The sequence below is a fragment of the Advenella kashmirensis W13003 genome, assembly GCF_000506985.1.
Taxonomy (GTDB): Bacteria; Pseudomonadota; Gammaproteobacteria; order Burkholderiales; family Burkholderiaceae_B; genus Advenella; species Advenella kashmirensis_A.
The window spans coordinates 1-23,415 of record NZ_KI650983.1; the positions used below are offsets into that span (position 1 = coordinate 1).

Annotated in this window: 17 protein-coding genes; 5 read left to right on the forward strand and 12 right to left on the reverse strand. The window is 56.6% G+C overall.

Going from position 1 to position 23,415, the window contains the following annotated elements:
* Nucleotides 1–322: 322 nt before the first annotated feature.
* From W822_RS46465 to folE, 4 genes are all read right to left on the reverse strand, one after another.
* Nucleotides 323–559: a hypothetical protein gene (locus W822_RS46465; protein ID WP_155848222.1), complete on the reverse strand. Its 237-nt coding sequence runs from the start codon at nt 557–559 to the stop codon at nt 323–325.
* 148 nt (nt 560–707) lie between these two features.
* The gene (locus W822_RS43955; RefSeq protein WP_024007187.1) at nt 708–1,664 is read right to left on the reverse strand and encodes an alpha/beta hydrolase; all 957 of its coding nucleotides are present in this window, start codon (nt 1,662–1,664) and stop codon (nt 708–710) included.
* A gap of 194 nt (nt 1,665–1,858) precedes the next feature.
* On the reverse strand, nt 1,859–3,895 hold the full coding sequence (locus W822_RS43960; RefSeq protein WP_024007189.1) for a TonB-dependent receptor domain-containing protein: 2,037 nt from the start codon (nt 3,893–3,895) through the stop codon (nt 1,859–1,861).
* A gap of 195 nt (nt 3,896–4,090) precedes the next feature.
* Nucleotides 4,091–4,822 carry a GTP cyclohydrolase I gene (gene folE / locus W822_RS43965; protein ID WP_155848231.1) on the reverse strand — a complete coding sequence of 244 codons (732 nt, stop codon included), beginning with the start codon at nt 4,820–4,822 and terminating at the stop codon, nt 4,091–4,093.
* A gap of 157 nt (nt 4,823–4,979) precedes the next feature.
* Here folE and rng point away from each other — a divergent pair, with 157 nt between their 5' ends.
* Nucleotides 4,980–6,443 carry a ribonuclease G gene (gene rng / locus W822_RS43970; RefSeq protein ID WP_024007191.1) on the forward strand — a complete coding sequence of 488 codons (1,464 nt, stop codon included), beginning with the start codon at nt 4,980–4,982 and terminating at the stop codon, nt 6,441–6,443.
* A 24-nt stretch (nt 6,444–6,467) separates the two neighbouring features.
* Here rng and W822_RS43975 read toward each other — a convergent pair whose 3' ends face one another.
* Nucleotides 6,468–6,830 (reverse strand): hypothetical protein, encoded by a 363-nt coding sequence (locus W822_RS43975; protein ID WP_024007192.1) that lies wholly within the window; start codon nt 6,828–6,830, stop codon nt 6,468–6,470.
* 74 nt (nt 6,831–6,904) lie between these two features.
* Nucleotides 6,905–8,662, reverse strand: coding sequence for a lipid A export permease/ATP-binding protein MsbA (msbA, locus tag W822_RS43980; protein ID WP_024007193.1), 1,758 nt, complete (start codon nt 8,660–8,662; stop codon nt 6,905–6,907).
* Between the two features lie 140 nt (nt 8,663–8,802).
* On the opposite strand from msbA, the gene W822_RS43985 reads away from it, so the two are divergent.
* Together W822_RS43985 and W822_RS43990 are read left to right on the forward strand one after the other, a co-directional pair.
* Nucleotides 8,803–9,762: a glycosyltransferase family 9 protein gene (locus W822_RS43985; protein WP_024007194.1), complete on the forward strand. Its 960-nt coding sequence runs from the start codon at nt 8,803–8,805 to the stop codon at nt 9,760–9,762.
* 3 nt (nt 9,763–9,765) lie between these two features.
* A complete protein-coding gene (locus W822_RS43990) occupies nt 9,766–10,524 on the forward strand; it encodes a YdcF family protein (protein ID WP_024007195.1) in 759 nt (252 codons plus the stop codon).
* Between the two features lie 9 nt (nt 10,525–10,533).
* On the opposite strand, the gene W822_RS43995 is transcribed toward W822_RS43990, so the two are convergent.
* The 4 genes from W822_RS43995 to hrpA are packed head-to-tail and all read right to left on the reverse strand — an operon-like array spanning nt 10,534 to nt 19,998.
* Nucleotides 10,534–11,415 carry a polysaccharide deacetylase family protein gene (locus tag W822_RS43995; RefSeq protein WP_024007196.1) on the reverse strand — a complete coding sequence of 294 codons (882 nt, stop codon included), beginning with the start codon at nt 11,413–11,415 and terminating at the stop codon, nt 10,534–10,536.
* Nucleotides 11,412–12,551 (reverse strand): glycosyltransferase family 4 protein, encoded by a 1,140-nt coding sequence (locus W822_RS44000; protein ID WP_051401877.1) that lies wholly within the window; start codon nt 12,549–12,551, stop codon nt 11,412–11,414. Before W822_RS44000 ends, W822_RS43995 begins: the two co-directional genes overlap by 4 nt.
* A 35-nt stretch (nt 12,552–12,586) precedes the next feature.
* A complete protein-coding gene (dnaE, locus tag W822_RS44005) occupies nt 12,587–16,111 on the reverse strand; it encodes a DNA polymerase III subunit alpha (RefSeq protein WP_024007198.1) in 3,525 nt (1,174 codons plus the stop codon).
* An 11-nt stretch (nt 16,112–16,122) separates the two neighbouring features.
* On the reverse strand, nt 16,123–19,998 hold the full coding sequence (gene hrpA / locus W822_RS44010) for an ATP-dependent RNA helicase HrpA (RefSeq protein WP_031243668.1): 3,876 nt from the start codon (nt 19,996–19,998) through the stop codon (nt 16,123–16,125).
* Nucleotides 19,999–20,098: 100 nt separating this feature from the next.
* Here hrpA and argA point away from each other — a divergent pair, with 100 nt between their 5' ends.
* Entirely contained in the window at nt 20,099–21,457 is a 1,359-nt protein-coding gene (gene argA, locus W822_RS44015) for an amino-acid N-acetyltransferase (protein ID WP_034281041.1), read from the forward strand.
* Nucleotides 21,458–21,469: 12 nt separating this feature from the next.
* Nucleotides 21,470–21,742: an oxidative damage protection protein gene (locus W822_RS44020; protein ID WP_024007201.1), complete on the forward strand. Its 273-nt coding sequence runs from the start codon at nt 21,470–21,472 to the stop codon at nt 21,740–21,742.
* Between the two features lie 150 nt (nt 21,743–21,892).
* Here the strand turns inward: W822_RS44020 and phoU are convergent, their stop codons facing one another.
* Both phoU and rpiA read right to left on the reverse strand, forming a co-directional pair.
* Complete coding sequence (phoU, locus tag W822_RS44025; protein ID WP_024007202.1) at nt 21,893–22,663, reverse strand: phosphate signaling complex protein PhoU; 771 nt, start codon at nt 22,661–22,663, stop codon at nt 21,893–21,895.
* Between the two features lie 33 nt (nt 22,664–22,696).
* Nucleotides 22,697–23,410 carry a ribose-5-phosphate isomerase RpiA gene (gene rpiA / locus W822_RS44030; RefSeq protein WP_024007203.1) on the reverse strand — a complete coding sequence of 238 codons (714 nt, stop codon included), beginning with the start codon at nt 23,408–23,410 and terminating at the stop codon, nt 22,697–22,699.
* Nucleotides 23,411–23,415 lie beyond the last annotated feature (5 nt).

The window sequence follows — 23,415 nt, forward strand, 5'->3', positions numbered from 1 at the left end:
CCGAAAGTTTTTTTTCTTCAACCCCCGATCTCGTTTCCAAAACACCGCCTGAAAACTCAACCGCGTAATCCGCTATTATGAATCAGTTTGAAACCAAAAGCAAGCATTTATTTTAAAAAGTTGCTTCTCGTATTCAGCTGATCGACCCTTCTTTTTTCGCTTCAGTGATCGTTGCAAAACCACCACCAAACCCGAAGTGCCGCTCATAAATGCCAACACGCTTACCGCCTCATCCCTACCCAAAACAACATACAACGCCTTGATTTACCTGAATAATTTGCCACTCATGCGGTACCCTTCTGCAGGTGCCCTGCGTTGTTTGTTAAGCAGGAAAGATCGAAACTATAGCAGAGCTTTTAACGCCTTGGCAAGCCTGACGGTTAAAAAGTTTTACGCTCAACACCGCTTTCTGATCCGTACATACCCTAAGCTCATGATTTGATTCGATTTCGCAGTTTTGCAACAGTGAGAAGAAAATTTCAGCCCGATTCGGCAATTCGTCGTTTCCGTGACAAAAATGCAACAACAAGCCTGATTGATTCTGATCGGGGCTGATCATTTGACGCCCGCACACCTCTTCTTTTCTACCGAAATTCACTTTACTGGCTTATTTTTACCACTACACCGGGCTAGCAATCCCCTGGTCACCGAAATACAAGAGGGTGAATACAACTTCGTCGCCCATGTCTGCCCCTGTCTACCATTTCTTACCGCCCCTGTTGCTTCAATGCATCACGAACCGCGGCAGAGATGGTGGCGGGGATGACGCCACCATGTCCGCTTCTCTCTACCAATGTAAATTCACTATGCACGCCTTGCGCCTGCAGCCACCGATCCAGGCTCCGCGCATTGATGGGGCTGCGGCGTTGCGCCATCCTGGCCAGGCGCTCAGGTGTCATTGCCGGATCGGCCTTGGGATTTTCCTCATATTCACCCTGAAGAATAGTGACGCGTGTGTTTTTACCCACAACCGGATACGTATTACCCACGGTGGCGGCCGCCGTGTCAGACCCTGCCGCCCTCCGACCAGACACGGCCGTCCTCCGTCCGGATTCGACAATTTCCTCTTCAGACATGGTCTTCTTCTGGCCCAATATAGATGGCGCACGACCATCGGCACCGGATACGATCGCGCCGTTTCCCCACCATAACGAAGGGCTGCCAATAACATAGTTATCAAACGCGTCGGGATGATTCAACAATACATATAAGGCAAATAGCCCGCCAAAAGAATGGCCGGCCAGAATCTGCCGGTCAGGATCGGTCGTAAGCTGTCTATGTATATAGGGCCTGACCTTGTAACGCAGGAAGTCGTAAAAATCGGCAGCGCCCCCGCCTGCGGCAAACGCTTCTCCTGGTGCGGCATAAGTATAGTCACGTGTTCGAGCCGCCAATGGATACGCTTTGTCTTCGGGGTAGCCCAGCCCCACAATCACAGGCAACTCCGTCGCCTGCGTTGCCTTGTCTGCTTGCGGCAGCGGCGTCCAGTGCGCCAGCACCGCGTTGACGGCTAATGGAAACTGCGCGTTCCCATCCAGTATATATAAGGCAGTCATATTGTCCTGCCTGGTCTGACCCAGTCGCGGCATTGCCATGAACACCCGATAGGGGTGGCCGCGCCAGCTCATGTCCTGGTGACTGATGGTGTAAATTTCATTTGCCATAGAGGAAATTGTCGGTATGGTTTGCACCGGCTGGGCCGATGCTGCGTGCGACGCCGCCAGGGCGAGGATGGCTGGGCAGCGCAGCACGCGGCCCCATCGCAAAGCACCGCTGCGGCCACCTCGTTGCGAAAGGCGGCGCAGGCTGGCCCATATCCCTCGCGTGTTTCGCCTTAGATTCAATCTGATCATATATTTTAATAGGTCATATTCAGATTGAGCCAATAGCGACGACCGTCCTCGACTGCCCAGTTGCCGGCCGTATCAATGCCATACATGCGCTGGTTGCCAATATTGAGGACAGCGAAACCCACCGTCAGATTTTTATTAACCTGATAATTGCCGCCTGCATCTGCAGTCATGAACCCGCTGCGATACCGGGTTCCCCCTTTACCGCCGAAGCCATTGCGCTGGTTGGCCCAGGCCTGCTTGCCGCTGTACGCAGCCTTTACATATACATCGAGGCTGTCGCTGGCCTGCCAGGAAAGTTTTGCGCTCGCACTGTGTCTGGGCGTCATTTCCAGAGGCTGCCCCTTGAGCGATTCGCCGGAGGTATAGGTTTCGTCATCGCTTTTGCGTTTGGAGTCCAAATAGGTGTAATTGACATCCAGTTTCAGGCTGGTGGTGATGGGCATACCGGCAGCCAGTTCAATGCCTTTGATATTGGCCTTGCCGACGTTGGCATACACATAATTGTTCAGGCCACTGACCGGGTCCTTATCACCGGTGGAATAACTGGTGAGTTTGTCACGGAAATCGGTATTGAAAAACGTGACCGACGCATGATAGCCATCGGGATCGCGATACTCAAAGCCGATCTCCTGGCTGGTGCTGGTTTCCGGCTTCAGATCGGGGTTGCCATAAATAATGCCGCGACCACCTTCGGTCGCAGTTCCGTAATTCGGTGACAGCTCACGCAAGCCCGGTGTACGAAAACCTTTTGAAATCCCCCCGCGCACGGTAAAGCGGGAACTGGGGTGATAAACCAGATATGCGCGCGGGCTCCAGTGCACCCCATACTGTTCATGATCGTCCATGCGGGCGCCCAGCGTCAGAGCCAGATTGTCCCGAAGCGCGATTTCGTCTTCGACAAACAGGGCGTACTGGTTCATATTGATTTTGCCCGGCACCGTGCGCTTCAGGCCTGTTGTGCTGTCGTCCCGGAGCCGGCCTCGCTGATATTGTCCTCCAAACGTCAGCTTGTGTACCGAGAATGGCACAACAAAGCGGGCATCAAACACCGTTTGGGTAATCTCTGGCCTGCGACTGTCATAAACGCCGTCATTGCGCACTTCACGTTTGGCATTTTCCTGATAGACACTCAGTTCAGAGGTCATGACGTTCCAGTCGCCGGTATGCGTCAACGACCAATGATTGCGACTGCCGATGGTGTCATCCTGCGTATTGGCTTTGATTGATGTTCCCCTTGCCGTATAGGCATCGATGGATTTTCCTGGTGTACTGCGGCGCTTTTGCACTGAGCGCCCTGCTTCCAGAATAACGCGCTGGTTGTCTGTCGGCAACCAGGCAAAACGCGTCACGATATTTTTGTCCTCATGTCGGTTGTAACCGCCAACGATACGGTCTTCCCCACGAATATTGCCGCCCCCGTATATCTGAACGCCCAGCTTATTGTCGACCAAGGGCCCCGACAGAAAAAAGCTGCTGTTGGCTGTGTTGCCGGCATCCCCGCTTTCCTGAAGAATCCCTCCAAGAGACAGGCTGCCAGTCCATTCTGGCGTAAAGTCCTTGGTAATCACGTTGACAATGCCGCCCATGGCATCGGAACCGTAGAGCGAAGACATCGGACCGCGCACGACCTCAATGCGTTCAATCGCCGCCATGGGCGGCATAAAGCCGGCTTCAAATCCGCCGCTGCCGTTCGGCCTGGATTCCCGCGTGTTCTGGCGCCTGCCGTTGACCAGCAGCAAGGTGTAATCCCCGGACAGGCCGCGGATGGAAATGTCCGATTTACTCGGATTGCTGCCGACAACATTGATTCCTGGAATATCACGTATAGCATCGGTCAGATTATTCACCGGCATGTGCGCCAGTTCGTCCTGCTCAATGACCGTCACACTGGCCGGCGCATCGCTCACATTTTGTGTGGAGCCGGACGCGCTTACAACAATGGGTTCCAGTGTGGTCGACTGAGTCGCCCCGGCAGCTGCTGCCACGCCGGGTACGAATGCCCCGGCGACCGCCAGGCTCAGGATGGAACAACTGCACTTCATTTCTGTACTTCCCTTTTTCAAAAGGAAATACTGTAGCGCTTTGAAATACAAATGTAAATAATAACCATTACTATTTACAAGCAATCAGGCGATCCAATCAGGTTCTGTTGCTGTGAGTAAACAGTACGGCACCCAGGCCCCGTACAGGAGATTGCCCCCCAGCCTGCCTGCACTGGCACTGATCCCCGGTTCCTGCTAGCGGGCACGGATAAGCGACAAAAATTCCCGACGCAGGTCGGAGTCTTTCAGGAATGATCCACGCATGACGCTGTTGATCATGCGCGAGTCCAGATCCTTGACCCCGCGCCACTGCATGCAGAAATGATCGGCATCCATGACCACGGCCAAACCATCGGGATGCATTTTCTTCATCAGCAGATCAGCAATGTGCTTGACCGCTTCTTCCTGAATCTGCGGCCGTTGCATGATCCACGCAATCAGCCTCGCGTATTTTGACAGTCCGATCAGATTGGAATGTTCGTTGGGCATGATACCGACCCACACCTTGCCCATGATCGGGCACAAGTGGTGGGAACACGCACTGCGCACCTGGATCGGCCCGACGATCATGAGTTCATTGAGCTTTTCAATATTGGGGAACTCGGTGACCTGAGGGGCTTCGGTATAGCGGCCGGCAAACACTTCGCGCACATACATTTTTGCGACGCGCTTGGCGGTTTCGTTCGTGTTGTGATCGCTATCGGTATCAATGACCAGGCTGGCGAGCACCGCCTGCATTTTTTCCTGAACTTCCTGCTGAAGCAGATCGAGCTCGCCCGGCTCGATGAATCGGGCAATATTGTCATTCGCGTAGAAACGGGCACCGGCCTGGCTAATACGGTTGCGGATCCGCTGCGAGATATAGCCTGCGTCATCCGGATGCGTTGCCCCGCCCTGTGTGTTTCCGTTGTTCTTTTCTGTGCTGATATCGCTCACGACACATTTCCTTGTCTGCTGTTTGAACCTGAACCAATGCATTATGATACTGTTTATCAAGAAGCCCGGGTGCGACCCGTCACTTTATGCAGACATCTCATGCTAAGCTGACAGCACCGACCATGGAACTGTTGCAGACGAAAATAATATGAGTGGACACATTCTGATTAACGTAACGCCGTTTGAAACCCGCGTCGCCCTGATCGAGCAAGGCGTGGTGCAGGAAATCCATCTGGAACGCACACGACAGCGCGGCAAAGTCGGCAACATCTATCTGGGACGTGTCGTAAGAGTATTGCCAGGCATGCAAAGCGCCTTTGTCGATATCGGTCTGGAACGTGCTGCCTTCATACACATTGCCGACCTGCGCGAAAACCGCGCGCTGCGCAACACGGGTATTCCATACACGCAGATCGAAAAATTGCTGTTCGAAGGGCAAACGTTGCTGGTACAGGTCATCAAAGATCCGCTGGGCAACAAGGGCGCGCGTCTATCCAATCAGATCAGCATTGCCGGTCGCATGCTGGTGTATTTGCCCTTTGATAATCATGTCGGCATTTCCCAGAAAATCGAATCCGAAGAAGAGCGCACCTCACTGAAGGAGCGGGTCATCGCGCATATGCCCGAGGAAGAGAAAGGCGGTTATATCATCCGCACCCAGGCCGAAGGGGCGAGCGACGACGAGATCCGCCGAGACCAGGAATATCTGGCGCGCCGCTGGTCCATGATTCAGGCCGCGGTCATGACGCAGGCAGCACCGTCTTTGCTTTATGAAGATCTGACGCTGGCGCAGCGCGTGCTGCGCGACATGGTCAGTCCCGAAACAGAATCCATCGAAATCGATTCGCGTGTGACGGTGCAGGCCCTGCAAACCTGGGGCGATATCTATACGCCCGGTATCTCAAACAAGATCAACCATTATCATGGCGAGCGCCCCCTCTTTGATACCGCCAATGTTGATGAAGAAATCAAATCAGCGCTGTCGCGCAGAGTTGATCTCAAATCGGGTGGCTATCTGATTATCGACCAGACTGAAGCGCTGACCAGTATCGATGTGAACACGGGCGGCTTTGTGGGCGGTCGCAATTTTCACGATACGATTTTCAAGACCAATCTGGAAGCGGCCCATGCCATTGCCCGGCAGCTGCGCATTCGCAATCTGGGCGGCATTATCATCATCGACTTTATCGATATGGACAATAAAGTCCATCAGGATGCCGTGCTGGCCGAACTGCAGAAGGCGCTGAGCCGGGATCGTACCAAAACAACAGCCAATGGTTTTTCAGCGCTGGGGCTGGTTGAAATGACCCGCAAGCGCACGCGCGACTCTTTGTCGCACCAGCTGTGCGAACCCTGCCCCACCTGCGATTCGCGTGGTCAGATCCAGACGCCGCAAACCATGTGCTACAACATTCTGCGTGAAATTCTGCGGGAAGCCAGGCAGTTCAATCCCCGCGAGTTCCGGTTGATTGCCTCGCAAAGCGTGATTGATCTGTTTTTGGAAGATGAGAGCCAGTATCTGGCGACGCTGGGTGATTTTATCGGCAAACCGGTGACGCTTGAGGTGGATACCCGGTATTCCCAGGAGATGTACGATATCGTCCTGATCTAGGATCAGGACGAAGAAGAAGACCGATTAGCTGTGGCCGGGCTGAACCCGGGCCTGCATCTTGATGATGCGGTCTTCAAGATGAGGAGAGGTCTCCAGTGCGATCAGCGGTGTACTGCTCTCTTCACCCTGTTCGAAACGCAAGCGAATACTCTGGCCGTCGAACGTGGCCGGATCGGCTTCGATTTCAATGTATTTCTGCAGCAGGGCATCAATCGAGGTCTGGGCGGTGTCCAGAAATTCGTCGATATTGTCGTCGTTGGCATTTTTGAATGCCTGTTCAATGGTTTTGGACAAATCCCAGGTGAAAAACATCAAGGCATTGGGCCCTTTTACCTCGGGGTGTTCATATCCCCAGAAAGCGCCCTGGCTGGGAGAGGATTGGGTCATAGTCTGTCTCAAGTGCAAATAAAGATAATGGAATCAGCAGACGGCACAAGGCTGTCGGAGCCACTCTGGCCCCTTCAGTCCTCGCGGAACTGCATCTGGTATAAAGATGCGTACAAACCGTCAGTTTTCAAGAGCTCGGTGTGATTTCCCTGCTCTACGATGCGACCGCGATCGAGCACAAGAATCCGGTCGGCATTCTGAACCGTGGAAAGCCGGTGCGCAATCACAAAGGTGGTGCGCCCTTTCATCAGCGTCTCGAGTGACGCCTGGACCTGCCGCTCTGATTCATTGTCCAGCGCCGAGGTGGCTTCGTCCAGAATCAGAATAGGCGCATTCTTAATAAGGGCCCGCGCAATAGCAAGCCGTTGCCGCTGACCGCCCGAGAGCCAGGCGCCGTTTTCGCCGATGGGCGTCTCCAGCCCCTGAGGCAGTGAATCGACATAATCCAGCAGATTGGCCGAGGCCAGCGCTTCACGGATACGCTCTTCACTGGTATCGCCGAAAAAGCCATAGGCCACGTTCTGCGCCATCGTGCCTTCAAACAGCACGACGCTTTGGCTCACCAGTGACAGCTGCGAGCGCAGGCTTTCAAGCGAATAGTCGGCAATATTGCGGCCATTCATGGTAATTTGACCGCTGACCGGGTCCACAAAGCGCGGGATCATATTGACCAGCGTGGTTTTCCCACTGCCCGAACGGCCGACAAACGCGATGGTTTCACCACGATTGACCGTAAATGAAATATCGCTGAGCGTATCGCTGCCAGCGTCCGGAAAACGAAAGCTGACGTTTTCAAATGATATCGGTCCCCGCTCGGCCGGATCCAGTTTCAGCCCGCCCTGATCTTTTTCCTGGGGGCTGTCGATCAGTGTAAAGACGCTGTCGGCCGCCACCAGCATTTTCTGCATGCGCGCGGCCACATTGGTCAGGCGCTTGACGGGATCGAAAATCTGCGCCAGCGCAGTCAGAAACGCCGCAAACGAACCCACGGTCAGCGCGCCTGTGCTGCCCTGATAAAGCGCGGTGGCAATGACCACACCCACGGCAAAAGCGATGCTCAGCTGCGTAATCGGGGTCATGGCCGCGCTGGCGATGGCAGAACGCATGGCAAAGCGACGCAGGCTGCCATTAATGGAAAGAAACCGGTCACGCTCGAAGCGATAGCCGTTAAACAGTTTGACGACCCGCTGCCCTTCTATGGACTCCTTGACCACGCGCGTCAGATCGGCATTGATGTCCACGGTTTTCATGTTGATGCGGCGCAGTCGCTTGACGAATATCCGCGTGGTGATGACCGAGATCGGCAGAATAATGAAGATAATCAGTGTCAACTGCCAGGACAGGTAAAGCAGCATGGCAAGCAGGGCGATGACCACCGCGCCGTCGCGCACCAGAATAATGCACACTTCAGTCGCATAGTCGGTAATATTGCCGGCGTCGATCGTGAAGCGATTCATCAGCCTGCCGGTGTCGCCTTTCTGGAACTGTGCATCGGGCATGCCCAGCAACTTTTCAAACATGTCCTTGCGTATGCCCAGCAGGACGTTGTTGGCGATCCAGGCCAGCAAATAGTCGCTCAAAAAGTTAAGAATCCCTCGCACCAGGAACAGGCCGATAACCGTTAGCGGGATGGACCAGATGTAATGGGGCTTGGCGCCATTGAACCCTTCGTCCAGCAGGGGTTTCATAATATAGGCAAGCGCCGGTTGTGTAACAGCCGCCACCGAAACGAGCACGGCCGCTGCGATCAATGCCTGCCAGTAGTCACCGACCCTGGCGTATATACGTCGGAATACTGTTTTGCGGGAGCCGCTTTTGAAGGAATTATCCAATCTGTGTACCTTGTACTGTCACTGACTTACTGTTCATCCCGGGCATTTTACCGGTTTAGGGTTGCCTTGCGTGCGGGTTTGGCGTCGGCAAGGGGATAAGTTTGAAGCAGCGCCTGAAAAACCACGCTAAAATTCTGAGCATGAAAAACCTTGAACGTGTTTACATCAGGCTGCCAAACTGGATCGGCGACGTGTGCATGTCCATGCCGTCCATCCAGGCCGCGCTGTCCAGCGGACTGACGGTGGTGGCCTGCGGCAAGCCTTGGGCCCATGCCTTGCTGGCCGATCTGCCGGGCCTGCAGTTCCTGCCCATGAGCGGCCGGTGGCGTGAAGACCGGCGCCGTATCAAAGCCCATCGTGCCAGTCACCCCTGCACCGGCGCCAGTGTGGGCCTGCTGCTGCCCGATTCGCTCACCAGCGCCCTGGCTTTCCGCCTGGCGGGACTGCCGTGCGCCGGCTATCGCGACGATGGCCGCTCGCTGCTACTCAGATGGGGCTTTTCCAAACCATCACAAGCCCTGCATGCGGTACAGTCCTGGTACTGGCTGACCCGCGCAGCATTTGCACAATGGGGCGTGACCCTGCCTGCCGAACCCGCCGACACCCTTCAGGCACAGTCTTCCGCCGCCGATATGGAACAGGCCCGCACTGCGCTGGCGCAGGCCGGCATTACCGGTACGCCGGTTCTGGTTGCCCCGACGGCGACCGGCGAACATAAGGGGAAAAACAAGGTCTGGCCGCATTTTGACAGCCTGACACATCAATTGCAGACGCAAGGGTATACTGTGGTCATGTCGCCGCCGTCGCACGAAGTGGCGCAGGCACAGGCCAATGCTCCCACCGCCACCCTGCTGCCTCCCCTTAGCCTGGCGGTGTTTGTGGCGCTGTTGCGGCAATGCAGTCTGGTCGTTTGTAACGATTCGGGCGTAGCCCACCTGTCTGCACTGACGGAGACCCCCCAGATTACCCTGATCGGCGTCACGGACCCGGCCCGCACCCGGCCCTGGACACCGCGGGCGCACCTGCTGGGTACCTTCGGCCACTGGCCGTCCGTGCAGGACGTGCTGGATACGGCCCATTCACTATTGCGGAACGAGTAGACCATGTTCAGCTCCCTGATCAATCTTGTTGTCCCCCTGAACCTGTGTATTTTTTTGGTGATTGCGGGGTTTGTGCTGTGCCTGCTTCACTTCAAGCGCAGCGGACTGTCGCTTATTTTTGCCGGCATTCTTTGGGTGCTGCTGTGGTCGCTGCCCATTACATCCATCATTTTTGGCGGCATTCTGGAAAACAGCTATCCGTACAAGGACGCCAGCCAGTATCCTGAAGCACAGGCCATTGTCGTGCTGGGCGGCGCAACGGCCAATAATCGCGTCAACTGGTTTGAGCCACTGGAGCCAGCCACCAAGATTGCCCGGGTGGACACCGCTGCCGAACTCTACTCCGCCCATAAGGCGCCCCGCATTCTGGTGTCCGGCGGCGCCTTGTCGGGCGACGTCAGCGAAGCGCGCGGCATGGCCGCCCGACTCAAGACACTGGGTGTGCCTGCCGAAGATATTATTCTGGAGAACGAGAGCCGTACCACACACGAAAACGCCGAACTGACTGTGCAGGAATTGCGCGATCACCAGATTCAATCGATTCTGCTGGTCACCTCCGCCCTGCATATGCCCCGCTCCATGGCGTCGTTCAGCAAATTCGGGCTGGATGTGACGGCCGCGCCCAATCCGCCGCAAATCACAGTACCGGACGACAAGGACTTTTCACTTTATATACCCAATGAACGGGCCCTGGCCGGCAGCCGCTCCGTGCTCAAGGAGTATGTCGGTGTGCTGGTGTACTGGTTGCGCGGCTGGTTGTAGGATTGGTTTTCAGGCCTGCGCCTCGCGGGCCCGTTTTTTGGCTTCCCGGCGCAGTTTTTTCCATTTTTTGAATTTGCCGTAGAGCCTGCCCGCAATCGTATCCCTGGCATAAAACAGGCGATTGAGCAGCCATTTTCCGCTGCGATTGGAGACAGCGATCCGATAGATGTTTTCCTTGTCGCCGAGGGGCCGGTTAAAACCGTAAGCGTCGGTGGTGAAAAAATAACGAAAGCCCTGCTCACGCGCCGCCTGTTTATAATCGTCGTCAAAAAAACCCTGGGGCCAGCAGATGAAATCATCCTGCTTGCCCAGGTGCTGCCCAATGAGCTGTCGACATTGTGCCAGTTCGGCGCTGATTCTTGCGATTTTCTCGTCACGATCCGCCGCCATTTTGTCCCAGCGGGTATGCGTATGGGTATGCGAGTGAATCTGCATCACGCCGCTGGCGTCCATTTCCTGCAACTCGGACCAGCGCAGAATGACTTTGTCGGTTTCACCCGAGGCCACCAGATGTTTTGATTCTTCGTGCACGTAGGATGCGGGAAGATCACCCGCATCGGCGTTGGCCGTGGTAGGCCTTGGCAGGCCATCGCCCACCCATCCGGTCACCACGAATAACACACCTGTCATACCGTATTTCTTGAGCAGCGGGTAGGCGTAGGTGTAATTGTTCAGATAGCCGTCATCAAACGTGATGAGCACGGATTTATCGGGTACCGGCGCGCCATTCATATAATCGGCAAACTGCTCGATGGTGAGCGAGCGATAGCCTGCGTTCTTCAGGGTGGCAAGCTGACGTTCGAACACATCCGGCTGGACGTTCAGCGGGCTTTTGAGGGGGTGCACATGATGATACATGAGCACGGGTACGTTTTTTGCATTGTCTGTCATGACTTTTCATCCAGCCATTTACAGTAAACGGCTTCGGTATTGAGTGCCAGCTTTTCCGGCGAGAAAACAGCTTCATCATAAAGCCATTTATGCGCCGCCTGGCTCATCTGCGTACGCAATGCGGGATTTTGTATCAGTTGTTCGAGTGCCTGGGTCAATGCTGCGGCATCATGCAGCGGCACCAGAATCCCGGTCTGGCCGTCCAGCAGCATTTCCGATACGCCGCCCACATCGGTGCCCACCACGGGCAGCCCGCTCATCTGGGCTTCAACGTACACGGTGCCGGAGGCCTCTTGTTCGGTGGCCAGTGCAAAAATATCGCTGCCGGCGAGCAAATTGGGGACATCCTTACGGTATCCCAGCAAATGAACACGATTATCCAGATGGCTGTCTGCCACGTGTTTGCTGACTTTTTCAAACGTGGGCGAGCCGGCGCCCACCAGCACCAGATGCAGATCGGGATAGCGTTCAAACAACGGCTTCATGCTGTCGATCAGAAAGACGTGGCCTTTTTTCTCACGCATTACGGCAACACAAATGACCACAATGGCCGATGCATCCAGCCCCAGCTCTTCGCGCAGGGTGGAATGGGCAACGTGTGCCGGCGGTTCTACCGGTGAATAAATGGTGGCCACCCGATCTGGCGACACGCCCTTGTCCAGCACCATTTGCCGGACATGGTTGCTGACCGTAGCCACTTTATGTGGCAGCCAGGTATACGACAGCAGCGAACCAATGGGAATGGCCAGATGCCGGGTGCGCACGATCAGCGGCGTACCCGCAAGCCGGCCGGCCAGTGCGGCGATGAGCGTATCCTTGCGGCTGTGTGTATTCAATACATCGAATCGGCCATCCAGCAGGATCCGGCGTATCGCCGCTACCCCTTTGACAAAATTGGGGATCCCGCCCATGGGAACCGTATGCACGACAAATCCTTCATCGCGCATGCGGGCGACCAGCTGCGCTTCAGGCCGGCAGATCAGCTCCATATGGTGGCCGCGTTTGCGCATGGCCCGCATCTCCTTGAAGATCCGGTGCTCCTGCCCCCCGAAAGACACGGCCGCTTCCGAGTGGACAATACGCAGCGGCCTGTCGGTTTTCCCGACGGCCGTCTCCTGATCCGTGAATGGTGGCATGCCGCCCTGGGCTGCTGTTGAGTTGACGTTTGTATTCACGAATACGCGACCTCCACCGAACCGGACTGTTTGTCTTCGCGCAGCCGATCGAACAGACTATCGGCCATGCGCACGCGCCATTCTTCGCCCAGCTCAATATCACATTTGTAACCCTGGCGCGCCGACACATAACTGAGCTGTACGCGCACGCCGGGAATACCGTTTTCCGGTTCCGCGCGATACGGATTCAAAATGGACTTGAGCTGAGCCACCGACATGCCATCTGCAATTTCGATCTGCAGGCAGCGCGCTCGATCTTCGCGCGCCTTCTGCAGGTCATACAGGCTGTCTGCACTGATACGCAGTCCGCCGTTGAAACGGTTGACCTTGGCCTTGATGCGGGCTATGACCAGACTGTCGGTCTTGAGCAAATGACGGTTCTGTTCATAGACACTGCCGGGACACATGATTTCCACTTGCGCGGAACCGTCATCCAGCAGCAGGAAATACAGGCGGTCGTCGGCCTCGGGCTGCCCCGGTGTCTTGCGATTGCTGGCAAAAAAGCGCAGTCCGATCAGCACCCCGGCCACCCATTGCGGATCGCGCGATTCGGCAATCGCGGCCAGCCGAGTCGGTGCAAAGCGCCGCACTTCGTCGCGCCAGACATCGAACAGATGATGACTGAAATAAAACCCCAGCGCGTTTTTTTCTTCAATGAGTTCGGTATGCAAATTCCATGGCTGCACACGCGCCACCTGATCCTGTACGATGGCACCCGAATCATCGCCAAACAGCGACACCTGATCGGCACTGCGATCAGCCTGGTCTGCTGCGTCAATGGCGCGGGCCAGAGCCGCCAGCAAGGCTGCACGGTTGCGTTCAAGCTCATCGAATGCGCCGGCGCGAATCAATGCTTCCATGGTGCGCCGATTAACGGTATGACGGTTGACCCGTTTGCAGAAATCGTACAGATCCTGAAATGGACCACCCGCCTCGCGTGCGCGCAGAATTTCTTCTACCGCGCCCTGGCCCGTCCCCTTGACAGCGCCCAATCCGAACCGAATGGTACGAGGCGGCTTGCCGGCGCGCATGGCGTCATCCTGCACCGGTTCGAACCGGTAAACGGATTCGTTGATATCCGGCGGCAGCACGGTCAGGCCGTTGTCCAGCGCATCGCGCCAGAAAATTTGCACTTTGTCGGTGTCGTCCATATCCGATGACATGGTGGCCGCAATGAATTCGGCCGGATGGTGTGCCTTGAGCCAGGCTGTCTGATAGGAAATCAGTGCATATGCAGCCGAGTGACTTTTGTTGAAACCATAACCGGCAAATTTTTCCATCAGGTCAAACAGACGCACAGCCAGATCGCCGTCGTACCCTTTTTGCACCGCGCCTTTCTCAAACAGTTCGCGATGCTTGGCCATTTCTTCGGCTTTTTTCTTACCCATGGCGCGTCGCAACAGGTCGGCGCCGCCCAGGCTGTAGCCGCCTACAATTTGCGAGATCAGCATCACCTGTTCCTGATACACGATCACACCATAGGTGCTGCGCAGCGTGGATTCCAGCGAGGGGTGGAAATAATCCACTTCGGCACGCCCGTGCTTGCGGTTGACGAAGTCGTCGACCATGCCCGACTCCAGCGGGCCGGGACGGTATAGCGCCAGCACGGCGATAATATCTTCAAAGGTATTGGGCAGCAGCTTTTTGAGCAGCTCTTTCATGCCCCGGCCCTCAAGCTGGAAAACCGCGGTGGTATTGCCTTCGCACAGGGTGCGATAGGCGCCCGGATCATCCAGCGGCAGCGTCATGATGTCAAAATCGCGCATGGCCGGATTGAAGCGCTGCACATAACGCACCGCCCAATCCAGAATCGTCAGATTTCGCAGACCCAGGAAGTCGAACTTGACCAGGCCGGCCGCCTCTACGTCATCCTTGTCGTACTGCGAGACCACGCTGGTTTCACTGCCGGGCTGGCAATACAATGGGCAGAAATCCGTCAGTTTGCCCGGCGCGATCAGCACGCCGCCGGCGTGCATACCGACGTTACGCGTGAGACCTTCTAGCGGACGCGCCAGATCGACGATGGCCTTGACCTCTTCATCGTTGTCGTAGCGGCGACGAAATTCGGGTTCTTCTTCCAGCGTTTTGGACAGGCTCCACGGATTGGCCGGATTGAAGGGAATGAGTTTAGACAGACCATCGCACAGGGAATACGGCAGCTCCAGCACGCGACCCACGTCGCGCACGACCGCCTTGGCCCCCAGCGTACCAAACGTGGCAATCTGACTGACCGCAGCACGACCGTATTTTTCCTTAACGTATTCGATGACCTTCTCGCGATTGTCCTGGCAAAAGTCAATATCGAAGTCGGGCATGGAGACCCGCTCCGGATTCAGGAACCGCTCGAACAGCAAGTCATAGCGCAAGGGATCAAGATCAGTAATGCCCAGGGCGTACGCTACCAGCGAACCGGCGCCCGAACCTCGTCCGGGACCCACAGGAACACCGTTATGCTTGCCCCAGTTGATAAAGTCAGCCACGATCAGAAAGTAGCCGGGAAAGCCCATGCCGATAATGGTTTTGCATTCCAGCTTGAGGCGATCCTCATAGGCCGGCCGCGCCTGCTCACGCTCCTGCTCATCGGGATACAACTGGGCCAGCCGCACTTCCAGGCCTTCTTCGGACAGTTTGACCAGATAATCGTCCAGCGAGCTGTTGTCGGGCGTCGGAAAGTCAGGCAGGTGAGGCTTGCCCAGCGACAGGGTCAGTGAGCAGCGCCTTGCAATTTCGACGGTATTGGCGATGGCCGAAGGCACATCGGCAAACTTCTCGGCCATTTGTGCGGAACTGAGCACATACTGGTCTTCCGAAAAGCGGCGTGTGCGCGATTTATTGCCCAGCAGCTCGCCGTCGGCGATACAGACCCGTGCTTCGTGCATCCGAAAGTCTTCGGGCCGGGTGAACTGCACCGGATGGGTCGCCACCACGGGCAGATCCAGACGGGCCGCCAGTTGCATGGCCTGCTGGACATAGCGCTCATCGGCCTGGGGGCCGGTGCGCTGCAATTCGATATAAAAAGAGCGGGGAAACCACTCGGCCCACTGCTGCGCCAGCGCCTGCGCCTGATCGGCGCGCCCGGCCAGCAGGGCCTGCCCCACGTCGCCGGCCACACCGCCCGACAGCAGAATCAACCCTTCCTGATTCTGCAGCCAGCTGCGCTGCAACTCTGCCCTGCCCTTGTATTGATTGGTGGTCCAGGCGCGCGAGAGCAGCTCGCACAGGTTCAGATAGCCCTGGCGGTTCTGAACCAGCAACAACAGCCGGAACGGTTTTTCACGGTCCTGCTCGTTGGTCAGCCACACATCGCATCCGGCGATGGGCTTGATGCCTTTGCCACGGGCCGATTTGTAGAACTTGATCAGGCCGAACAGATTGCTCAGGTCGGTCAGCGCGATGGCCGGCTGCGAATAGCCAACCGCAGCGGCCACCAGCTCGGTGATGCGCGCGGTGCCGTCCACCACGGAAAATTCGGAGTGGGTGCGCAGGTGAACAAACATGGGGGAGGCGTCTACTGAAGTCATACGATATTGTATCAACGATTAAGGCTTTCCCAGGTTTTTTGCAAACGCCTTACCGAGACCGGAACCGGCGTGCGCAACTCCTGGGCAAACAGTGCGACGCGCAGTTCCTGAAGCATCCAGAAAAAGTCGTCCAGACGTGCATCGCTCTGCCCTTTGAGGGCACCGCGCATGCGCTGGTAATTAGCCAGCAAGGGGGCCATATCCTGCATCAGGCGCGTATCACGCAGCGGATCGCTGCGATATTTGTCGATCCGCGCCGATGCCGCTTTCAGATAACGCGGGTAATGCGCCCGGCGCGCATGCGGATGATCGGTCAGAAACTGCGGCGTCATAAAGGCGCCGACACCCGCCACGATATCATCATGCAGCGGCTTGACGGAGCGCACCGACACCAGTTTTTTCTGTAACGCGGCCCACTCGGTGAGCGTGGTCATGGCCAGGCGGGCTTCTTCCTGAATCAGCAGGCCGATGCGCCCTTTTGCATCAACGCGACGCGCCTCAAATTGCGCCGCATCGGTCGGCAGCGGATCGGCAAGGCACGCCTGGTTAAGCGCGGCCGCGACAATCTGGTCGCGCAAACTGTCCTGGTTCATGAGCGAGACCGCCAGCATGCCCATGCGCGTGAGCTCGGGGATGGATTTGGACAGTTGCTTTAACTGGTCCTTCATGGCAATGCGAAACAGGCGCAGCAACCCCTGACGATGCTTGCGGGCGGCGCTGTCGGGGTCATCGAACACGTCGATGGTACAGCTTTCTCCCAGATCCACCAGCGCCGGGTAGCCGATAAAGGTTTCGTTCTTCTTGCGGATCTCCATGATGTCGGGCAATTGCCCGAAATTCCATTCCACGATATCGTCCTGACTGACCACCTGGGCCACCGATTGATCTTTGCTCACGAGAGACTGGAATGACGCCTGCGCGGCCGGGGCATGTTCTGCCTTGAGCTGGCTCAGGTTGCGGCCGGCCGACAGCATCCGGCCATGCTCATCGACCACGCGAAAATTCATGAACAAATGAGCCGGCAGCGTTTCAGGCTTGAAGTCGCTGAGGGCAACGCGAATCGTCAGTTCATCGCGAATGTCATCGGCCAGCGCCGCCAGCAAGGACCGGTCGGGATTGGAGGCACGGGTAAACCAGCGTTCGAAAAAACCCTGAGCATAATCGGGCAGCGGTACGCAGTGACGCCGCAATTTCTGCGGCAGTGACTTGAGCAGGTGCAGCACTTTTTCCTTGAGCATGCCGGGCACCAGCCATTCGCTTTGCACCGGGTCGACCTGATTGAGCAGAAACACAGGAATGGTCGCCGTGACCCCGTCCTTGGGCGAACCCGGCTCAAAATGATAAGACAGCGCAAGTGACATGCCATCCCATTCCGTGCGTTTGGGAAACACGTCGGAGGTAATGCCCGATGCTTCATGGCGCATCAGGTCTTCACGATTCAGCAGCAATTGGCGGGCGCTGGACTGATCCAGCTTGCCATACCAGTTCACCAGCGTCTGGGTCTGACAGACATCGGCAGGAATCAGCTTGTCGTAAAAAGCGAAAATCAGTTCATCGTCAATTAGAATATCGGGTCGGCGGGCCTGATGTTCCATCCTTTCGATTTCCCGCATCACTTTTGTGTTGTGGGCGATAAAGGGAAGCGTCGCGGTGATCTGACTATCGACCAGCGCCTGCCGGATGAAAATTTCCCGCGCCTCGGCTGGCGCAATGCGTCCGTAATTGACCTTGCGGCCACTATAGATCATCAGTCCGTACAAGGTTGCACGTTCATTGGCCAGCACCTGTCCGCGACGGGCGTTGAACATGGGATCGGACCAGTGTTTTTTCAGCAGATGGGCGCCCGCCGCTTCGATCCAGCGCGGGTCCACATTGGCAATGCAGCGAGCAAACAGGCGCGTGGTCTCGACCAGCTCGGCGGCCACGATCCATTTGCCGCTTTTTTTGATCAGCGCCGAACCTGGATGCACCACAAAACGGATATCGCGCGCGCCCTGGTACTGGCTGCTCTCTTCGCTTTTGACGCCGATATTGCCCAGCAGGCCGGTCAGCAGCGCGCGATGCACTTGTTCAAACGTAGCCTCGGTGGTGTTGATGCGCCAGCCCTGCTCGCGCACCAGTTGCGCCAGTTGCGTATGAACGTCGTGCCATTCGCGCAGGCGCAGGGGAGACAGGAACTCCCCGCGCAACTGTGTCACCAGTTTGCGTTGCGAGGCCTTGTGTTTGACGGCGTCTTCGTACCAGTTCCACAATTTCAGGTATGACATGAATTCGGACTTGTCATCACGGAAACGCATATGGGCCTGCTCGCTGGCTTCACGCGCATTGAACGGGCGCTCACGCGGATCCTGGATGGACAGGGCCGCCGCGATAATCAGCATTTCGTGCAGACAATGCTGATCATTGGCCGCCAGAATCATTCGCGCAATGCGCGGATCCAGCGGCAACAGCGACAGGCTTTTGCCTGTGGCGGTCAGCCTGTTCTGTTCGTCCAGCGCGCCCAGTTCCTGCAACAGGTGGTAGCCATCGGCCACCGCCTTGCCGGCCGGCCGATCGACAAACGGAAAAGATTCGATATCGGCCATGCGCAGGGCTTTCATGCGCAGAATAACCGCCGCCAGCGACGAACGCAGAATTTCGGGGTCGGTAAATTTCGGCCGCTGTGAAAACCCTTCTTCGTCATACAGGCGAATACATACGCCCGGACCGATCCGGCCGCAGCGGCCGGCACGCTGGTTGGCCGAGGCCTGGCTGATGGGCTCGATCTGCAGTTGCTCAACCTTATTGCGCCAGGAATAGCGCTTGACGCGCGCCAGGCCGCTGTCAATCACAAAACGAATACCCGGCACCGTCAGCGAGGTTTCGGCCACATTGGTGGCCAGAATCACGCGACGCTGATTGGTGTCCGGGCGAAAAATGCGCTCCTGCTCCTGCTGCGACATCCGCGCAAACAGCGGCAGGATCTGGGTCGTGGGAGGATGATGCTTGCGCAGGGCTTCGGCCGCTTCGCGGATTTCGCGTTCGCCCGGTAAAAACACGAGTATGTCGCCTGCACCGTGCGCAGCGCATTCATCCACGGCAGACACAATGCCATCCACCAGCTCCTTCTCACCGTCGCGGTCCATGCGGCGGGCATCGTTCGCCGAGGCTACCGACGGCTTGCCCTCGTCTTCCTCGTCCAGAAAATGCACGGGCCGATAGCGCACTTCAACCGGAAAAAGCCGGCCGGACACTTCGATCACCGGTGCAGCCTTGCCGCGGGCATCGGCAAAATGGCGCGCAAAACGGTCGGCATCGATCGTGGCCGAAGTGATAATCAGCTTCAGGTCGGGCCGGCGTGGCAGCAGCACACGCAGGAACCCCAGCAGAAAATCGATATTCAGACTGCGCTCATGCGCTTCATCGATGATGATCGTGTCGTATTGGCGCAGCAGCGGGTCTTTTTGCGACTCCGACAGCAATATGCCATCTGTCATCAGCTTGATGGCAGAATCAGGGCTCGTGCGATCATTAAAACGAATCTGGTAGCCGACCAGTTCGCCCAGCGGCGTGTTCAGTTCTTCTGCAATACGGCGGGCGACCGAGGTTGCCGCCAGGCGCCTGGGCTGGGTGTGACCGATCAGACGGGTTCTGCCCCGCCCTGCTTCCAGGCAGATTTTGGGTAATTGGGTGGTTTTACCCGAGCCGGTCTCGCCACTGACGATAATCACCTGATTCTCAAGCATTGCCTGGGCGATTTCATGCCGCCGCTCACTGACCGGCAGCGATTCGGGATAGGTAATGGGCCCCACCTCGCGCGGCGCACGCACAGGGCGCGCAGTAGTGTGCTGGCGCGCATTCTGTGGTTTCTTTGCCGTATCCTGGACCCTATCTTCCTTTTTTTTCATACAATTTTCATCTGTTCAGTCAGCCAACATTATAATTTTGGCAATTCGTCTGCATCGCAGATCGCTTCATTTCACCCTAATTTCCGGAATCCAGACCACAGTGACTATTGCTCCCGACCCCGAAACCTATTCTGCACAGGATGCGCCTGAATTTGTACCCGCTCAGTTTGTGCGATGGTTTCGCGACGTCGCCCCCTATGTGCATACATTGCGCAATAAGACATTTGTGGTTGGATTCGGCGGCGATCTGATCCAGGCAGGCGCGCTCAACGCCCTGATCCAGGATCTGTCTCTTCTGACGTCGCTCGGGGTGCATATTGTACTGGTTCACGGCTGCCTGCCCCAGGTGAACGAACAGTTGCGCCTGAAAGGGTTTTCCTTTCAGTTTGGCCGTGAACCCGAACCGACCTCGGCAGAGGCGCTCGAATGCGCCAAGGAAGCCGCCGGTGAGATCCGGCTGGATATTGAAGCCGCGTTCAGCCAGGGATTGCCCAACACACCCATGTCCAATGCCCAGATTCATATTATTTCGGGCAATTTTGTCACCGCACAACCCATCGGCGTGATCGACGGCGTGGACTTTCGCCATACCGGCAAGGTTCGCAAGTTCGATCTGGACGCCATGAAAAAAGTGCTCTCGCACGGTGGCGTAGTGTTGCTCTCGCCCATTGGTTTTTCACCGACCGGCGAGGCGTTCAATCTGGCCATGGAAGATATCGCCACCAGCACAGCGGTGGCACTGCGCGCAGAAAAGCTGATTTTCCTGACCAACAACCGCATGCTGCGCGACGGCCTGGGAGAGATCATCACGGAAATTGCCCGCGAAGATGCAGAAGCCATGATTCGAGAAGGCACGCTGGACACTGACACCCGCAGTTATCTGTCGCATGCGGCCAAGGCCGTCAAACGCGGCGTGGCACGCGCCCACCTGATCCCCTTTGACCTGGACGGGAGCATTCTGCTTGAGTACTTCACGCATGATGGCGTGGGCACCATGGTGGTTGAAGATACCCTGGACGATCTGCGTACCGCGACCATTGACGATATCGGCGCGATCGTGCAACTGATCGAGCCGCTGGAGGCCGACGGCACCCTGGTGCCTCGTGGTCGCCACGTGATTGAACGCGATGTCGAACGGTTTACGGTCCTGGAGCATGACGGCGTGATCTACGGCTGCGTTTCGCTCAATCCGTTTCCGAACGATCAGATGGCAGAGATGGCCTGCCTGATTGTCAACCCCGAGTGGCAGGGATCCGGTGAGGGCGAAATGCTCTTGCGCCACACCGAAGCACGTGCCCGGGCCATGGGCATGAAAAAACTGTTTGTGCTGACCACGCGCACTTCACACTGGTTTATCAAGCGCGGCTTTGTTCAGGGCACGATCAGCGATTTGCCCCAGGAAAAGCAAATGAACTACAATCGAAGCCGCAACAGTCATATCTTTATCAAAAAACTTTAAGTGAGAATTGTCATGGCCCGAATGATTCAATGTGTCAAACTGAAAAAAGAAGCTGAAGGTCTGGACTATCCTCCCTATCCTGGCGAGCTGGGCGCCAAAATCTGGCGCTCCATTTCCAAGGAAGCCTGGCAGCAGTGGACCGATATTCAGACGCGTATCGTCAACGAAAACCGGCTCAATCTGGCCGACGCGCGCGCCCGTAAGTATCTGCAGCAGCAGATGGAAAGTTTTCTGTTTGACGATGTGGATGTGGAAGCCCAGGGCTACGTGCCCCCGTCAGCTTAAGGCCCGTGGAGGCTCAAAACCCCGCCCAGAAAAAACCCCCGCATATACGATGCGGGGTAATGTGTTACTGATGCCTATTCATATTGGATAAATCCGAATACTGACTTCCTGCGCGCAGGCTGACTTCACACTGCAAAGACTTAGCCGCGATTACACCTGCTTGTCATCTGCACCGGGTATCGCTGCTGCTGCGGTTTCAACCGTAGACACTTGTGGATCTTCATCGCCCCGGGCCATGGATTCCACTTTTTTGACACTGGTGTGGCGGGCATCTTCACCCTGCACCAGATAGATCACACGCTCTGCCATGTTCTTGGCGTGATCACCGATACGCTCCAGGGCACGTGCGATGAAAATCAGATCGATACACGCCGTGGTGGTACGCGGATCTTCAATCATGTAGCTGCTCAGTTCACGCAAAATACCTTTCCATTCTTTGTCGACTTTCTTGTCGCTGCGCACAACATCGGCGGCCAGAATAGCATCTTTGCGGGCAAACGAATCCAGGCTGCGGTTAACCATTTTCTGAACGGCTTCGCCCAGATGGGTCATATCCACGATGGGTTCGTAACGCGTGGGGTTTTCGTGAAGACGGCGTGCCATTTTGGTGATTTTCTCGGCCTCGTCGCCCGAACGCTCCATATCTGTCAGCATTTTGGACACCGAAATGACCAGGCGCAAATCCACCGCCGTGGGTTGCTGCAATGCCAGCACCTGGGTAATGGAATGGTCGATTTCCATTTCGAGGCGGTTGACTTCCTTTTCCCGCTCCAGAACCCGTTCCACGACGGTCAGATTGCCTTCGGTCAGAACCAGCATGCTGTCTTCGATCATGGCCTCAACAAGGCCACCCATGCGAAGGAAGCGGGAGCGGATATCTTCGAGTTCCGCATCAAAGCGGGTATTGGTATGTTGTGCCATGACGATGCCTGCAATAAGAGAGATGATAGAAGTTTAAGACCGTTCAGTGACAGGAATATGACATTCGTGTTCGCGAATATCCACCCCCTGCTGTTTGGCCACCATAACCACCGTTGCCGGTTCAAGCGCGAACAGGCCGCAGGTCACGACCCCGGCAATGGCATTCATGGTGGTTTCCATTTCACGGGCATCGGCCAGACGCAAGCCCGCCACATCCAGTATCGGATTGCCGTTGTCTGTGGTAAAGCCGGCCCGCAGCGTGGCTGTCGCGCCCAGCGCCGCAATTTTGCGGATCACGATGGGCACCGCCATGGGTATGACTTCCAGCGGAACGGCAAATTCACCCAGCAGATCCACGCATTTTGTTTCGTCAACAATGCAGACAAAACGCTCGGAAGCGGCCGCCACGATTTTCTCGCGCGTATGCGCGCCGCCTCCGCCCTTGACCATTTGCAACAGGGGATTGATTTCGTCTGCACCGTCTACGTAAACGGGCAAGGGCCTGTCGGTTTCCGACAAGTCCAGCACGCGCACGCCGTGCTGCCGCAACCGGGCAGCGCTGCGTTCAGAGCTGGCCACCGCACCGGCAAATTCACTTTTATACTTTGCCAGCTCATCAATGAACAGATCGGCAGTGGACCCGGTTCCCACACCGATCACGGCTTGCCCGCCAAAAAACGGCCGGATATAGGTGACCGCCGCCTGCGCCACTTCGCGCTTTAACTGCTCCTGGGATTTGAGTTCCATATGTG

Coding starts and splice junctions, on each gene's coding strand:
- W822_RS46465 (WP_155848222.1), bottom strand. CDS start 559: ATGATCAGCCCCGATCAGAATCAATCAGGCTTGTTGTTGCATTTTTGT.
- W822_RS43955 (WP_024007187.1), bottom strand. CDS start 1,664: ATGGCAAATGAAATTTACACCATCAGTCACCAGGACATGAGCTGGCGC.
- W822_RS43960 (WP_024007189.1), bottom strand. CDS start 3,895: ATGAAGTGCAGTTGTTCCATCCTGAGCCTGGCGGTCGCCGGGGCATTC.
- rng (WP_024007191.1), top strand. CDS start 4,980: ATGAGTGGACACATTCTGATTAACGTAACGCCGTTTGAAACCCGCGTC.
- W822_RS43975 (WP_024007192.1), bottom strand. CDS start 6,830: ATGACCCAATCCTCTCCCAGCCAGGGCGCTTTCTGGGGATATGAACAC.
- W822_RS43985 (WP_024007194.1), top strand. CDS start 8,803: ATGAAAAACCTTGAACGTGTTTACATCAGGCTGCCAAACTGGATCGGC.
- W822_RS43990 (WP_024007195.1), top strand. CDS start 9,766: ATGTTCAGCTCCCTGATCAATCTTGTTGTCCCCCTGAACCTGTGTATT.
- W822_RS43995 (WP_024007196.1), bottom strand. CDS start 11,415: ATGACAGACAATGCAAAAAACGTACCCGTGCTCATGTATCATCATGTG.
- W822_RS44000 (WP_051401877.1), bottom strand. CDS start 12,551: ATGCCACCATTCACGGATCAGGAGACGGCCGTCGGGAAAACCGACAGG.
- dnaE (WP_024007198.1), bottom strand. CDS start 16,111: ATGACTTCAGTAGACGCCTCCCCCATGTTTGTTCACCTGCGCACCCAC.
- hrpA (WP_031243668.1), bottom strand. CDS start 19,998: ATGAAAAAAAAGGAAGATAGGGTCCAGGATACGGCAAAGAAACCACAG.
- W822_RS44020 (WP_024007201.1), top strand. CDS start 21,470: ATGGCCCGAATGATTCAATGTGTCAAACTGAAAAAAGAAGCTGAAGGT.
- phoU (WP_024007202.1), bottom strand. CDS start 22,663: ATGGCACAACATACCAATACCCGCTTTGATGCGGAACTCGAAGATATC.
- rpiA (WP_024007203.1), bottom strand. CDS start 23,410: ATGGAACTCAAATCCCAGGAGCAGTTAAAGCGCGAAGTGGCGCAGGCG.